Annotated in this window: 13 protein-coding genes; 2 read left to right on the top strand and 11 right to left on the bottom strand. The window is 35.7% G+C overall.

Annotation, left to right across the window (positions count from 1 at the left end):
* Positions 1–40: 40 nt before the first annotated feature.
* From GMA17_RS08675 to GMA17_RS08640, 8 genes are all read right to left on the bottom strand, one after another.
* Positions 41–736: a DUF4369 domain-containing protein gene (locus GMA17_RS08675; protein WP_248395212.1), complete on the bottom strand. Its 696-nt coding sequence runs from the start codon at positions 734–736 to the stop codon at positions 41–43.
* A gap of 51 nt (positions 737–787) precedes the next feature.
* Positions 788–2,095, bottom strand: coding sequence for a DUF819 domain-containing protein (locus tag GMA17_RS08670; protein WP_248395211.1), 1,308 nt, complete (start codon positions 2,093–2,095; stop codon positions 788–790).
* 58 nt (positions 2,096–2,153) lie between these two features.
* Positions 2,154–2,339 carry an Arc family DNA-binding protein gene (locus tag GMA17_RS08665; protein ID WP_248395210.1) on the bottom strand — a complete coding sequence of 62 codons (186 nt, stop codon included), beginning with the start codon at positions 2,337–2,339 and terminating at the stop codon, positions 2,154–2,156.
* A 1-nt stretch (position 2,340) separates the two neighbouring features.
* Positions 2,341–3,276 carry a S9 family peptidase gene (locus GMA17_RS08660; protein WP_248395209.1) on the bottom strand — a complete coding sequence of 312 codons (936 nt, stop codon included), beginning with the start codon at positions 3,274–3,276 and terminating at the stop codon, positions 2,341–2,343.
* 2 nt (positions 3,277–3,278) lie between these two features.
* Positions 3,279–3,437 carry a DUF4177 domain-containing protein gene (locus GMA17_RS08655; protein WP_148367401.1) on the bottom strand — a complete coding sequence of 53 codons (159 nt, stop codon included), beginning with the start codon at positions 3,435–3,437 and terminating at the stop codon, positions 3,279–3,281.
* Between the two features lie 67 nt (positions 3,438–3,504).
* Positions 3,505–4,365 carry an SPFH domain-containing protein gene (locus GMA17_RS08650; RefSeq protein ID WP_248395208.1) on the bottom strand — a complete coding sequence of 287 codons (861 nt, stop codon included), beginning with the start codon at positions 4,363–4,365 and terminating at the stop codon, positions 3,505–3,507.
* 236 nt (positions 4,366–4,601) lie between these two features.
* Positions 4,602–5,525 (bottom strand): alpha/beta hydrolase, encoded by a 924-nt coding sequence (locus GMA17_RS08645; protein WP_248395207.1) that lies wholly within the window; start codon positions 5,523–5,525, stop codon positions 4,602–4,604.
* Between the two features lie 373 nt (positions 5,526–5,898).
* Positions 5,899–6,498, bottom strand: coding sequence for an alpha-ketoglutarate-dependent dioxygenase AlkB (locus GMA17_RS08640; RefSeq protein WP_248395206.1), 600 nt, complete (start codon positions 6,496–6,498; stop codon positions 5,899–5,901).
* A gap of 32 nt (positions 6,499–6,530) precedes the next feature.
* Between GMA17_RS08640 and GMA17_RS08635 the strand changes: the two genes are divergently transcribed.
* Entirely contained in the window at positions 6,531–7,205 is a 675-nt protein-coding gene (locus tag GMA17_RS08635) for a M15 family metallopeptidase (RefSeq protein ID WP_248395205.1), read from the top strand.
* A gap of 24 nt (positions 7,206–7,229) precedes the next feature.
* Here the strand turns inward: GMA17_RS08635 and GMA17_RS08630 are convergent, their stop codons facing one another.
* The 3 genes from GMA17_RS08630 to GMA17_RS08620 form a co-directional block, all read right to left on the bottom strand.
* Positions 7,230–7,583 carry a MauE/DoxX family redox-associated membrane protein gene (locus tag GMA17_RS08630; RefSeq protein WP_248395204.1) on the bottom strand — a complete coding sequence of 118 codons (354 nt, stop codon included), beginning with the start codon at positions 7,581–7,583 and terminating at the stop codon, positions 7,230–7,232.
* Complete coding sequence (locus tag GMA17_RS08625; protein ID WP_248395203.1) at positions 7,576–8,550, bottom strand: hypothetical protein; 975 nt, start codon at positions 8,548–8,550, stop codon at positions 7,576–7,578. Before GMA17_RS08625 ends, GMA17_RS08630 begins: the two co-directional genes overlap by 8 nt.
* An 89-nt stretch (positions 8,551–8,639) precedes the next feature.
* On the bottom strand, positions 8,640–9,881 hold the full coding sequence (locus tag GMA17_RS08620) for a DEAD/DEAH box helicase (RefSeq protein WP_248395202.1): 1,242 nt from the start codon (positions 9,879–9,881) through the stop codon (positions 8,640–8,642).
* Positions 9,882–10,133: 252 nt separating this feature from the next.
* On the opposite strand from GMA17_RS08620, the gene GMA17_RS08615 reads away from it, so the two are divergent.
* Positions 10,134–14,381 carry a T9SS type A sorting domain-containing protein gene (locus GMA17_RS08615; protein WP_248395201.1) on the top strand — a complete coding sequence of 1,416 codons (4,248 nt, stop codon included), beginning with the start codon at positions 10,134–10,136 and terminating at the stop codon, positions 14,379–14,381.
* The last annotated feature ends 70 nt before the right edge of the window (positions 14,382–14,451 follow it).

Raw genomic sequence — 14,451 nt, 5'->3', positions numbered from 1 at the left:
AACCGTGTCGCCATAAAGATGCATTTGAATTAGAATGAGTTTAATTTGCTTTTCGCTCTTTAATATAAGCATCCAATTCCTTACCATATTTGGAAGCTTTAATTTCTGGTGTTAACGCCTTATTTATGGTGTCTAACCATTTTATTTGCGCATCATAAATTTCAGTTAATGCTACGTATGGTGCTACATCACTGTCTTTGTTTTGAATGGCAAAATTCACGGTATATAAATACTTGCTTTTAAGGAGATTCTCATAAGCTTTCAAATTATTAGCAATTAAAATCGAATCCTTTTGAAATTTAGCATCAAACTCAGCTTTAATTAATTCCAGATTTTTATCGTTATAACGATCCATCATTTTTAAATAAGTTTCAAAAATGACTTGCTGCTTGGAACCTTTAATTTCCGGATTTAATTCGAAGTTTTTTAATGTGGTGTTAATTTCTGTCACACCTTTATCAGCAAAAAAAGGGATTTTGCCATAAGCATCTTCATTCGTTTTATTTAAATGCAGAAAGAATACTTCAGGAGATTCTAAATCCGCATGAAGTTCAAAAGTAGATTCGCCATTAATGGTTAAAGAGTCTACTGTAATTAAAGTTGAATCTTGAATTTTCTGTAGGTATAAAGTGCCTTTTTTTAAATCTTTTATGGTTCCTTTTACGGTTAAATCATGTTGGTCTTTTCCACAAGAAATTAACAATAAAAGTGCTAATACTATAAATGAATGCTTCATTGGTTATTTTAAATTTTAGGGCGCAAATATCTTATAATTATTGTTTAAATACTAACCAACGGCTGCTAATCGCATTAAAATTGTACAACCAATTGCCGCAATAGTTCCAATAGCATACCCAAACACAGCTAGCAAAACGCCAACTGTAGCTAAAGATGGGTGAAAAGCCGAAGCTACAATAGGAGCAGAAGCTGCACCACCAACATTGGCTTGACTTCCTACGGCTAAAAAGAAGTAAGGTGCTCTAATAATTTTGGCCACGATAATCAATAATATGGCATGGATACTCATCCAAATTAAACCAACAGCAATTAGTCCTGGATTATCAAAAATTGATGCTAAATCTATTTTCATGCCTATGGAAGCCACTAGAATATAAATAAATACAGAACCAAATTTGCTGGCTCCAGCACCTTCGTAGTTTTTTGCTTTTGTAAAAGACAACAAAATGGCTATTAAAGTGGCAATACTAATCATCCAGAAAAATTGTGAATCTAAAAATGTAAATGTATTTCTCAAAGTATTAGACTCAATACCACTAACTACATCACTGAAAAATGGTGCAAGAAAGTTTGCGCCAATATGAGCAATACTTACAGTTCCAAATGCAATAGCTACAATAATCATTATATCCGTTAATGATGGATTACGATTAACACTTTTAGAAAATGATGTAACTTTTTCTTTTAAAGCCTCTATAGCTGAATTGTCTGCACGTAACCATTTGTCTATAGCTTTAGAACGCCCAATACCAATTAAAATAATGGCCATCCATATATTGGCAACCACAATATCCACAAATACCATTTTTCCATATTCTGATTGGTTGTATTGGTATATTTCTAACATGGCCGTTTGGTTGGCACCACCACCAATCCAGCTTCCTGCCAGTGTTGATAAACCTCTCCAAACTGCATCTGGTCCAGCTCCTCCTACGGTTTCAGGCGAGACCAAAGATATTAGTAGGATTGCAATTGGACCGCCAATTACAATACCTAATGTTCCAGTTAAAAACATAACTAATGCCTTCCAACCTAAATTAAATACGGCTTTTAAATCAATGCTTAGTGTCATTAATACCAAGGCTGCAGGTAGTAAATACCGACTCGCCATATAGTATAAACTGGTGCTATCTTTTGTTATTTCGCCGGCTTCGTTGACGGTTTCCCATTCCGGGGCAATAAGTCCAGAAGTTGTTAATACAGCAGGTAGCATGTATGCCATAAATAAACCTGGTACTATTTTGTAGAATTTAGGCCAAAAACCTGTTTTTATAGATTCCGTGTAAAAAATGAATCCGAGTGTGAGCATTAAAAGTCCAAAGACAATTGTGTCATTCGTAAAAAGTGGTTCTTGCATGGTTGCTTATTATTTTGTGCTGCAAAATACCAAAATAAACGGGTTAAAAAAAGCGCCTTTAGGAGTCGCTTTTATTTGAAGTATTTTTTTTCGATTTTGGCAATCTATTATTTTCTTTTAAGTATTGCATAAGCATCCACTCAATTTGGCCATTGGTGCTCCTAAACTCGTCGGAAGCCCATTTCTCAACGGCTCTGAGCATCTCTTCATTCATTCGTAATGCAAAAGCTTTTTTCTTGGACATGCTATTTTTTTATAAATATTTCAAGGGTGTTTATTAATGTTTCCGATAGTGGATAATCTGGTGATTTATAGGATTTCTCATTGTCTTCATCCTTTTCAATGTGTTTTAACACATGATTCATATTGGGAATAATGACTAATTCCGACTTTGGATTTGCTTGATGTAAGGCTTCAGCATCGCTTTCAAAAACCTGTAAATCTTTATCCCCATTTAAAATTAAAATAGGTATAGATAGTTTTTTTAATTCTTCGGAAGGATTATAAATCATCCATGTCTTAAAAAAACCTTGATTTGGTTTTACAAAAATAGCTGCTAATTCAGAGTCTACGTTTTCTATACTTCCCGTTTCTCGTAATTCCTTAAAATGCGCTTCGGTTTTAAGACCTAATGTGTCATTTTGAATTTTGAATTGTTTGGTCATAATGACATCGATAGGGTCGGCTGGACCAGCTAATGATACGTATTTGTCTACATAATCAGTTGAAGCTAACATAGCTACTAATGAGCCTTGACTGTGCCCAATAAGTGTGATGCTAGAAAACCGCTTATCATCTTTAAAATTATTGATGGCTATTTTAGCATCATCGGCAAAGCGAACAAAATCTAGATCTTTCATCATGAATCGTAAATTCAACCAATTGGCCGAACGTTTATCATATCTATAAAAAGCAATATTACGTTGGTTTAAGCTGTCAGCTAATTGTTTGATATAGTTGGCATTTGCCAAACCTAATTGGTTTCCATTTCGGTCTACGTTTCCCGAGCCATGAATAAAAATAACCAAAGGCTGCTTTTTTAATTCCTTATTATAGGTTAAGGTGCCGGGAAGAATAATACTATCGTTTTTTAGCATAATGTCTTCCGAAGCAATTGTTCCTTGCGCTATGATTAATTGGCTTGCGCAAAGAAGAAGTAGCAATAAATTTATTTTTTTCATAATTATCTGTTTTTATCACGTTCAAAAACAACACTCGTATAATTTTGAGCTATGTGGATTACACGCCAGCCTTCACGACCATATTGATTAATTAGATCTTCAAAACTTTGCATGCGGTTGCGCCAACCTAACTGTGGTACTTCAACTTTATATTCTTTCATAAGGAATTAGAGTTCTTGAAATTAATTTATAATGATTGAAAGTGCTCTTTTTTAATTGAAGTAGGCTTTACATGTTTAATGTGCCAGCGTTTACAATTGGAGAAGCATCTTTATCACCACATAAAACAACCATTAAATTACTAACCATAGCCGCTTTACGTTCATCATCTAAATGGACAATGTCTTTCTTGCTTAATTCATCTAAAGCCATTTCAACCATGCTTACAGCGCCTTCCACAATTTTATGTCTTGCTGCAACAATAGCCGTTGCTTGCTGACGTTTTAACATGGCATTAGCAATTTCTTGGGCGTAGGCTAAATAACCAATTCTTGCTTCCAATACTTCAATACCTGCAATAGACAAACGCTCGTCTATTTCTTTTTCTAAAGCTACACTGACTTCATTTAAACTAGAGCGCAAGGTAATATCTTCGTCCAAACCTTCGTCCGCAAAATTGTCATAAGGATACATACTGGCTAGTTTTCTTACCGCTGCATCGGTTTGTACACGGACAAAATTTTCATAATTATCCACATCAAAGGCAGCTTTGTAGGTATTTTGAACACGCCACACTAAAATGGTGCTAATCATGACAGGATTTCCGAGTTTATCGTTGACTTTCAGCCTTTCACTGTCAAAATTACTCGCGCGTAATGATATTTTTTTCTTGGTATAAAATGGATTCGTCCAATAAAATCCATTGTCCTTAATGGTGCCAACATATTTTCCAAACAATAGTAAAACGCGAGAACCATTAGGCTGTACCATAATAAAGCCAGGCGCAATAAATAATGCCAACACAACAACGGCAATGTAGGCTGGGTTTTCAGTGGTAATAGCGGTGGCAATGCTTCCAAAAAATAATGCAAGGAATACAAATAGCATTAAGTAGCCGTTTGCAGGTGATATAATTTTCTCTTCTTTCATGATTAGTTATTTATTATGATATTAAATTGATATCATAAAGATATGTATAAATTTATTAGCACGCAACTCACTTTTGGCACGACTATTGAAATACAATTAGTGTTATTGTAACTTAACTTTAATTGGAGTGTGGTTACTCCAATTAAAAACAATAACATTTCATATTTTTGGTTGGTTAGTAAGGAAAGCACTCTTTTTAGAGTGCTTTCTTTTTTTTTAACAGGAAGTAATGTGTGTTATTTTATGAACGCCGTAAGTGTTTCAATAAGTTCTGGAGCTAATGGTCTGAAGGATTCATTGTAAGATTTTGAATTTTCTAGATCGCCACCTTCAATAATGAATAACACATGATTCATATTGGTGATATTTTTTAAAGTTCCTTGTTTGGCAGCATCTTGAAGTTCTTGCGCTTCCGCTAAAGAAACTTGTAAATCTTTAGTGCCATTAATAATTAATACAGGACTATTTAGAGTTTTAATAATTTCTACAGGATGGTATTGCATCCAATTACCCATAAAGTCTTGGGTGTCTAAACTAAAGATATTGGAGAGTGCTTGTGGAAAATCCGTTGTTGTTTTTCCAGACTTCAACACACTAAAAACACGTTCCGCATCTGGTTTTAATCCAGGAGCCGTTTGTTCAATTTGTTCTAATATAACTTGGTCAATGCTTTTAGCAGAACCACCTAACGAAATAAGTCCTGCAATATTTTCGTCAGTAGCCAACATACCTATCAAACTACCTTGACCGTGACCTATTATATAAATAGATGCGTAATTATCTTTTTTAACAAAATAGTTTACTACATCTTTGGCATCCTTAATATAATCATCAAAAGTCAATCGTGCATTTACACGACCTTTTAAAATTTGTTTTACAATGCGTTTATCATATCTAAAGGAACTGATGCCATTTGCAGCTAAACTATAAGCTATTTTTTTAAGGTTGTTATTTTTTTGAAAATTCTGATTTCCATTTCTATCAGTTGGACCATAATCTCCAATGATAATCGCTAAAATATTTTTACTAGCATCTTTTGGTTCTAATAGAGAACCATCAACAAAAGGTGATACTTCAATTTCTGTTTGAATGGTAGTAGGTTCTTGTGCAAATACTGGTAGTGCAAATAAAAGTGTTAAAATGGAAATAAATAATTTCATAGTATAAGGATATTGAAATTGAATAATATTACGTTTATCACATACAACGTAAAATTACAATTTTTAGATATGTCTCTTTTAAAATTTAATCTAAAATTACGAATGAATAAATGTGCGTTTCGTCGGGTAAAAATGATATTTAGTCGATAAATGTTAAAAAAAGATGTATTTCATCGAAAATATAAGCTTTTAAACGTTGCGATTAAAAAGTAATTTTATATTTGAAGTGTACTAAAAGACATACTTTTTAGTTCAATGGATTAATTAATTAATATTTGCATTATGTCGTTGATACTAGAGACCCTAAATCTAACAGCATAATAATAAAGCAAATAAAAACGAAACCGAGGTTGAGGGACCTCGGTTTTTTTTGTTACACTATTTTTCGAAACGTTAAATTAATTCGTTCGCCAACATTTTTTTTAGTTTTCGGAATTTGATGAAGCCAATACTGCTGCATTTCTCCGGCCATAATAAGTAAACTTCCGGATTCTAATAGTAGCTTATGACGTTCTGTTTTTATAGTTCGATGTTTAAAATGAAAATACCTGGAAGCACCTAAACTTAACGATGCAATTATAGGATTTATGCCTAGTTCGTTTTCATTATCCGCATGCCAACCATTGCTATCAGAACCATTTCGATACCTGTTTAGTAAAACTGTAGTAAATTTGGCATTGGCCTCGTTTTCAATATCGGTTTTAATATCCAATAATTCATCGGTAAATATTTCTGGATACATGGTTATATTAGAATAGGAGTAGCTTTGCTTATTGTCTGCATATAAAGCTGTAAGCCGTGGTTGCGGATGGGTTTTGCCAAATACTGTAATTTCATCTTGCTGCCAAGTACAGTTATCTTTAAGAGCGATAAATAAATCGCTGGCTTTTTGTGGGCTATAAAAATGAGGTACATAAATCAGTTCGGCTTGGGGTAATTTAAAAACAGTTTTATTAGAAGAAAATAAGTCCATCGCGTATTTTTTTATAAATTAGTAGAGTGATTATGAAAAGCAAAATACTATTATTTCTCGTCGTTGTGGTTAGCTTGGCGTTTACGCAAAAGCAAACATTGCCAAAAGGGTTTGTATATGCTGAATCTGTAATTCCTGATATTGATGTGGAATTGCGCTATTATTCCAGTAATAATTTTGTTGGTGATACCATTACAGGTTATAAAACTAATACTTTAATTGTAACTAAACCAACAGCAGATGCATTGAAAAAAGTTCAAGATGAATTGGCGGAACAAAATTTATGTTTACGTGTTTATGATGCCTATAGACCACAGCGTGCTGTAAATTATTTTATAAGTTGGGCTAAAGATTTAGAGGATGTTCGTATGAAAGCATCTTTTTATCCTCAAGTAGAAAAACAGCATTTGTTTCGTGATGGTTATATCGCGTCACGGTCAGGGCATAGTCGGGGTAGCACAGTGGATTTAACTATTATTGACGCAAATACCTTAGAACCTTTGGACATGGGAAGTCCGTATGATTTTTTTGGGGAACCATCTTGGGTTGCATATCAGAATTTATCAGAAATTCAAAAGGAAAATCGCCAACTATTGCAACGCGTTATGCAAAAGCATGGCTTCCGGAATTATCCAAAAGAATGGTGGCACTTTACACTACGAGGTGAACCATTTCCAAATCGGTATTTTGATTTTGTCGTTGAATAGATATTCAACCATTATTTTGAATATTTATAAATACCACCAGGCCCAATACATCAATCCAAATTGTAGCGGAATTCGTAAAACTAAAATCCATTTGGGAATACCTGCAGATGCTTTTTGGCTAGAAAGCATATAGAAATGCACCAATAAAAATACGATTAACATAGCAATAATACCGTAAATGGCGAATGATCTTGTTCCTGGTAAACACAGAGCCAAACCGAAAATTATTTCTGCTAAACCACTAATATAAACCAGTATTTTATGGTTTGGTAAATAGCGCGGCATGATACGCATGTAGATATTAGGTTTTACAAAATGCATAACACCAGCAAGGATATACATGCCAGCCATGAGGTATACATGCCAAGGATTATTCATCTTTATACACTTTATATGTGAATCCAATTCCGTAATTATTCAGTCCTTTTTTAAGTAAGCCGGATTCTATATTGCCTTGTTTAAACTGGATCCAATTATTGCCACCAATAAAAACGCGTTTTATATAGGTGTTATGCAAGCTTATTTCGTCTGTAAATGGCAATAATGGTCTGAAGTTCGTCGGTATTTTTACGGTTCCTTCAGGTCCTTTTAATTCCTTGTATTTTTTGTTTGGCAGTAATTTTCCGGATTTATCTGTGTATCCTAAAACTTGAAGTGATACAAAAAAACCGTCCTTCGGAATGGTTATATTATAAGCACTGACGTCTAAATTATAAACATCGCCTCCTTTTTCTGTAGCCCGAAAAACAATGTTTTCATAGGTTAATACTTGACCAGGTGTTCCTTTATCATTTTTATAAAACTTCACCTTAAATAGGGTAGAGAAAGGTTTTTTATCAGCGTTTTTACGGTTTCGTTTATCCCAATCTTTAGATTCTAGCGTTATTGGAAAATGAATGGTGCTTATTTTTGTTAGTGCGGGATCCGGATTGTTGAAAAATACGGCAATTTCCGATTCAATAGTTGGTAACCAACAGTTATAATAATCATCATCCAAATAGGGTTTTAAGGTTTCTTCTTTAAACTTTCTACCTTCGGCAATTAGAATCACCTCATCCAATTCGCTGACTTCTTCATCCAATAGAATAATTTTACCTAGACCAGAAGTTGCAACCGTTTTGTTTGTATACCCTAAAGCGGAAATATATAAGGTGTCAATATCAGCGTACAGTTTTTCGGTGAAAATAAATAGACCTTCATCGTCCGCAAATAAGCCTTGACCATCGCCAAAAGAGATAGTGGCATAGGAAATAGGCGTTTCAGATTTACTGTCTTTAATGCTTATTTGGGCGATTCCTAAAGTGGTGAAACCAAGAAAAAATAGGATTGAATAGTATTTGAACATCTCTAATTATCAGGTATTAAAAATTAAAGATACAATTTATAAAAATGAATGTAGAACCAAAACGGCCTACAATGTTTTTAAATTTGAGATTAATACCAGCGTTTCTTCTTCTTTTTGGAAGCCACACTTTTTCGTCCTTTCTTATGTTTACTACCAGAATCTTTAGACTTGTGAGTTATAGGTTTCGCTTTAGGATCTAATGGATATGGATGGCTTTCTTCAACAGGAATTGCTATTTGAAGCAGCTGCTGAATTGTTGTTACATAGTTTTTTTCATCAGCTCCACAAAACGAATAGGCCATACCTGAACTTCCTGCACGACCTGTTCTACCAATACGGTGAATATAGGTTTCTGGAATGTTTGGTAAATCGAAATTAATTACGGCATCCAATTCACTAATATCAATACCACGAGCTGCTACATCTGTTGCAATTAGAATGTTTACCAGGCCATTTTTAAACTTTTTAAGAGCTTCTTGTCTGTCGGTTTGCGATTTATCACCATGAATCGTTTCTACTTTATAGCCGTTTTTAGTTAAGGCACCTTCTAACTTATCCACACCAAATTTTGTACGTCTAAAAATTAAAATGCTGCCTTCTATTTCGTTGCGAAGTAAATGCAAACACAATTCTATTTTATTGCGTTTCGGTACATAATATAGTACTTGTCCAATGTTTTTAGCAGCTGAAGACGTGGTGGTGACTTCAATACGTTCAGGCCATTTTAAAATAGTATGTGCTAATTGTTCTACTTTATAAGGCATCGTTGCCGAGAACAGAAGAATTTGTTTTTCCTTGGGACAAAGGTTATCAATATGTTTCACATCATCAATAAATCCCATATCTAACATTAAATCGGCTTCATCTAATACCAAGACTTCTACATCGTCTAAATTAATAATACCTTGTTTTTCCAAATCAATTAAACGACCAGGAGTAGCAATTAAAATATCAACACCTTTAGTTAAAACATCCACTTGAGGTTTTTCTGAAATACCTCCAAAAATAACTGTTGTTCGTAAATTTGTATGACGGCCATACGCTTTAAAATTATTGCCAATTTGCAAGGCTAATTCACGTGTAGGACTAACAATGAGCGCTTTAATGGTTCTGTTACCACGCGGTGTGTCTTGTTTTTCAGATAGTAATTGCAAAATAGGTAAAGCAAAAGCCGCTGTTTTTCCTGTGCCAGTTTGCGCAGATGTTATAACATCTTTTCCGGCTAGAACCTGCGGAATAGTCTGTAATTGCACAGCCGTGGGTTGCGTATAACCTTGTTCTTCAATGGCTTTTAAAAGTGGGTCAATAAGTTTTAGGTCTGTAAATGACATGAATGGTGTATTTAGGACAAAGATACTTCAAATTTTTATGTTGATTTTATATTCAAAACAGATATCCTACTATGAGTTGTTATTAAAAGCTTTTTTTAAAAGGATTATCGGTAATTCGAGATACAAATTATTTCACCAGAAATGTTAATATTTTGTTAAAGGGGTGTTTTTGCAAAACCTGCTTTTACAAAACCTCGTAAGTGTTTTTGTCTTTCCCTAGTCGGACATATTGTATAACCAATAACACGAATTATGATGAAAAAAATTACGCTATTAATTGCAATTTCTATTGCCGTTTTTACAACCAACAAATCATGGAGCCAGACTATTACAAGTTCGGCTGACGATGGAACGACACCCGGAACATTACGAGTAGAAATCGCTAATGCTACACCAGGAAGTACACTTACATTTGATCCTTCTATAACAAATATTACCTTGTTATTAGGAGAAATTCTTATTGATAAAGATTTAACAATATCAGGGGTTTCTGGAACGACCTCTACAATTGATGCCAATAGTTCTAGTAGAGTATTTAATATAACATCTGGAGCAATTATTCTGGAAAATTTAACACTTACAAATGGTGTTGCTAATGATGGTGGTGCTATTTATATGTCCAATGCCTCAGTTACTATTAATGATTCTTTTTTAACATCTAATACGGCTAATGGAGCTTCTGGTTCCGGTGGTGCTATTTTTAATGATGTTGGCGGCGTGTTGGTCGTAAATAATTCAGGAATTACAGCCAACATAGCCAACCGAGCAGGTGGTGGTATTGAAGATAATTCGGGTGCCGGACTAGGTATTACCTTAATTAATGTAAACCTTGATAATAACAATGCAGGAACGTCTCCCGCTACAGCCGCACCCGGAAATGGTGGTGGTTTACACATAACAGGCGCTGGTGATAGCAATATTACTGGTGGAACTGTAATGGGGAATATAGCGGCTAAAGAAGGTGGCGGATTATGGAATGGCAGTGGAACCATGATGGTTAGTACTGTGGATGTTTCTGAAAACCTAGCTGTTGGGAACGCTACAGGTGGTGGTGGTCTTTTTAACAATGGCGGAACACTAACAGTTGATGCCATGACAACATTAACGCGCAATATAGCAATGGGAGACACACCTGGTGGTCGAGGTGGAGCCATGTTTAATAATTTAGGTGGAACTTTAAATTTAGCAAATGGATTAACAATTTCAGGAAATTATGCTAGTAGAGCAGGCGGTGCTATTGAAGATGCTTCTAATGGATTGCTGATACTTGACGGTGTTACGCTAATTGGAAATGCCGCTGGTGTTGATATTGGTTTGGGAAATATAATCATGCCTAATCCAGGAAATGGTGGGGCGCTGCACTTGTCAGGAACAACCAATGCAACTATTTCAAACCTTTCTATGATAGAAAATAATTTGGCAGCACGTGAAGGCGGCGGATTATGGAATAATTTAGGAACCATGACATTAACGATGACATCTGTTGATAATAATATAGCTTATGGTGATGCTGCAGATGATGGTGGCGGTGGAATCTTTAATAACGGTGGAACTTTAACTATTAATTCATCGTCTCAAGTATTAAATAATCAAGCTATTGGAATTTCAGGTTCTGGAGGCGGTATATTTAGTACTGATGGTGTTGTAACCGTTAACGATTCGTGGATAGCATATAACACCTCTAATAGAGCCGGTGGGGGAATTGAAGCCATTGATGGAATTGTTAATTTAAGTAATGTAACATTAGATTTTAATACAACAGGTTCAGCGCCCGGGAATGGTGGTGGATTACATATAACAGGAATGGCGGATACCAATATTTCTGGCGGAACGGTTACAGAAAATACAGCGACTAGAGAAGGTGGTGGTTTATGGAACGGTTCTGGAATAATGACTGTGAATAGAACATTGATTACCGGAAATATAGCAAGTGGACCAGCTGCCGATGATGGTGGTGGTGGAATCTTTAACAATGGCGGAACCCTTTTAGTTCAGAATAGCACAACCATTAGTGGTAATGTTGCGGATGGTGCAGCTGGATCTGGTGGAGGAATTCTAACAATAGGAGGAAATGTAACCGTAAATGAATCTGCCATAACAAGCAATCAAGCCAATCGCGCAGGTGGTGGAATTGAGTTAGCTGGTGGAACTTTAAATCTGGTTAATGCAATTTTAGATATGAATAATGCAGGCGTTTCGCCCGCAATTGCAGCACCAGGTTCTGGTGGGGGATTGCACGTAAGTGGACCTGCCACAACAAATATTACAGGCGGAACAACAAACGGCAACATAGCTGCTAACGAAGGTGGCGGACTTTGGAATGGTTCGGGTGTTATGACGGTTGTAGATCATACAATTGATGGCAATACAGCATCAGGAAACGATGCCATGACAGCTGGAGCAGCTGGAGGTGGTGGAATTTATAATGAAGGTGGAACATTAGATTTATCAGGTTCAACAATAATTATAAATAATAGTGCTGATGGCGCTCAATCAACTGGTGGTGGAATTTTAAATGCTGCTGGAACATTGACTGCTAATGGGATTACCATAATGGATAACCAATCGAACAGAGCTGGTGGCGGAATTGAAACAAATGGTGAAGGTGCTGTTATGTTAACCAATGTCAATTTAAATTCGAATGACACAGGGGTTGTAACCGGAGCTGGTGCACCAGGAAATGGAGGCGCACTGCACGTTAGTGGAAACAGTACGGTTGATGTTACAGGTGGAACCGTAAATATGAACACGGCAGCTTCAGAAGGCGGTGGTTTATGGAATGGTTCAGGAATAATGACTGTAGCTGGTACAACTTTAGATAGCAATATGGCTTTAGGTGCCAATGCTGATAATGGTGGCGGTGCCCTTTTTAACAACGGAGGAACACTTATCGTTCAAAATGGCGCAATAATTACCAATAATACGGCTACTGGAGCTTCTGGTTCAGGAGGTGGAATTCAAAATGTAGATGGCGGTATTTTAACAATTATAGATTCTGAAATTTCAGGAAACACATCCAATAGAGCAGGTGGTGGTATTGAAGATAATTCAACTAACGCTGTTGGAACATTAACATTAATAAATGTTACTTTAAACAATAATTCAACCGGATCAGCACCAGGAAATGGTGGTGGTTTACATATTACAGGTCCAGGTAATTCTACAATTACAGGCGGAACTGTTAATGGAAATATGGCTACTCGTGAAGGTGGTGGTTTATGGAACGGTTCAGGTGTTATGACTTTAGATGCTGTAACAATCGATTCAAATATAGCACAAGGTGATGCCGCTGATGATGGTGGTGCAGGCGTTTTTAATAATGGAGGAACTTTAAACATAACGAATGGATCCCTTATTTCAAATAATATATCAAGTGGTACTTCCGCATCTGGAGGTGGACTTTTAAGCACTGCTGGTAACGTAACAGTATCAGATTCTTCTTTTGAAACCAATGCTGCTAATAGAGCAGGTGGCGCGATAGAAATTATAGACGGAACTTTAACATTTACCAACTCAATTATGAGAGGTAACGATGTAAATGGTTTAGCAGGAACTGCAGCACCAGGAAATGGTGGTGGACTTCATGTTACTGGAATGTCTGGAGTGGTAACCATTTCAACAAGTACTATAAGCAATAATGCTGCTGCTAATGAAGGTGGCGGATTATGGAACCAAAACGGAACAACGATGAGTGTTTCCATGTCTACTATTGATAATAATACGGCTGACGAAGGCGGTGGAATTTACAACAACACGGGAAGTATAACGTCCGTGATGACCACTACTATTTCTGGAAATTCGGCAACTGTATCTGGTGGTGGACTTTCTAATAATGGTGCTAGTTTAGATTTAAATGCGGTAACGGTTGTTATGAATACAGCTGCTTTAGGCGGTGGAATTGATGCAGTAAATAATGTGTCTTTAAAAAATACCATTGTGGCTTTAAATACAGCTTCTTCGGGAATGGATGTATCTGGAACAATAATATCTAACGATTATAACTTGATTGGATTAGATGATTTAAATGTTTTTACACCACAAGCTAATGATTTAGAAGGTGTAAACCCATTAGTTGGTCCGCTACAAGATAATGGTGGTACCACGTTAACGCATCAATTATTAGATAATTCTCCGGCATTTGATGCAGGTGATGGAACCGATGTTTTTGTGGATCAGATTGGACAACCTGTTTTTGGTTCTTCACGAGATCTGGGTGCTTTAGAATCTCAAACATCACTTTCTATAGATGACTTTAATCAAACAGCAACCTTCCGTGTTTATCCTAATCCTACAAATGGAAACTTTAAAATTAATTTAGGAGCTATTTCAGACCGAAATATCTCTCTGATGATTGTATCTATAACAGGACAGGTTGTGAAGAAAGCAACTTTAAATTCAGGACTAAATACAATTGATATGACAGGAATGGCTTCCGGAATGTATATGTTGAACATTAGAACAACAAATAATACCGTGACGCATAAATTGATTCTGCAATAAGATTTGAATTAGTCAAATTTTATATTAAAAAGCCAAAACATCATGTTTTGGCTTTTTCTTTTTTTGATTG

It is taken from the genome of Bizionia sp. M204 (genome assembly GCF_023205095.1).
In the GTDB taxonomy this organism is placed as follows: domain Bacteria; phylum Bacteroidota; class Bacteroidia; order Flavobacteriales; family Flavobacteriaceae; genus Algorimicrobium; species Algorimicrobium hallyeonense.
The sequence above is the reverse complement of the archived record's forward strand: the minus strand, read 5'-3'. Positions and strand labels throughout refer to the sequence as shown.

Bases quoted from the DNA above. Each gene is read 5' to 3' on its own strand.
- GMA17_RS08650 (WP_248395208.1), bottom strand. From the start codon at position 4,365: ATGAAAGAAGAGAAAATTATATCACCTGCAAACGGCTACTTAATGCTA.
- GMA17_RS08645 (WP_248395207.1), bottom strand. From the start codon at position 5,525: ATGAAATTATTTATTTCCATTTTAACACTTTTATTTGCACTACCAGTA.
- GMA17_RS08625 (WP_248395203.1), bottom strand. From the start codon at position 8,550: ATGTTCAAATACTATTCAATCCTATTTTTTCTTGGTTTCACCACTTTA.
- GMA17_RS08665 (WP_248395210.1), bottom strand. From the start codon at position 2,339: ATGTCCAAGAAAAAAGCTTTTGCATTACGAATGAATGAAGAGATGCTC.
- GMA17_RS08640 (WP_248395206.1), bottom strand. From the start codon at position 6,498: ATGGACTTATTTTCTTCTAATAAAACTGTTTTTAAATTACCCCAAGCC.
- GMA17_RS08660 (WP_248395209.1), bottom strand. From the start codon at position 3,276: ATGAAAAAAATAAATTTATTGCTACTTCTTCTTTGCGCAAGCCAATTA.
- GMA17_RS08670 (WP_248395211.1), bottom strand. From the start codon at position 2,095: ATGCAAGAACCACTTTTTACGAATGACACAATTGTCTTTGGACTTTTA.
- GMA17_RS08655 (WP_148367401.1), bottom strand. From the start codon at position 3,437: ATGAAAGAATATAAAGTTGAAGTACCACAGTTAGGTTGGCGCAACCGC.
- GMA17_RS08620 (WP_248395202.1), bottom strand. From the start codon at position 9,881: ATGTCATTTACAGACCTAAAACTTATTGACCCACTTTTAAAAGCCATT.
- GMA17_RS08675 (WP_248395212.1), bottom strand. From the start codon at position 736: ATGAAGCATTCATTTATAGTATTAGCACTTTTATTGTTAATTTCTTGT.
- GMA17_RS08630 (WP_248395204.1), bottom strand. From the start codon at position 7,583: ATGAATAATCCTTGGCATGTATACCTCATGGCTGGCATGTATATCCTT.
- GMA17_RS08635 (WP_248395205.1), top strand. From the start codon at position 6,531: ATGAAAAGCAAAATACTATTATTTCTCGTCGTTGTGGTTAGCTTGGCG.
- GMA17_RS08615 (WP_248395201.1), top strand. From the start codon at position 10,134: ATGATGAAAAAAATTACGCTATTAATTGCAATTTCTATTGCCGTTTTT.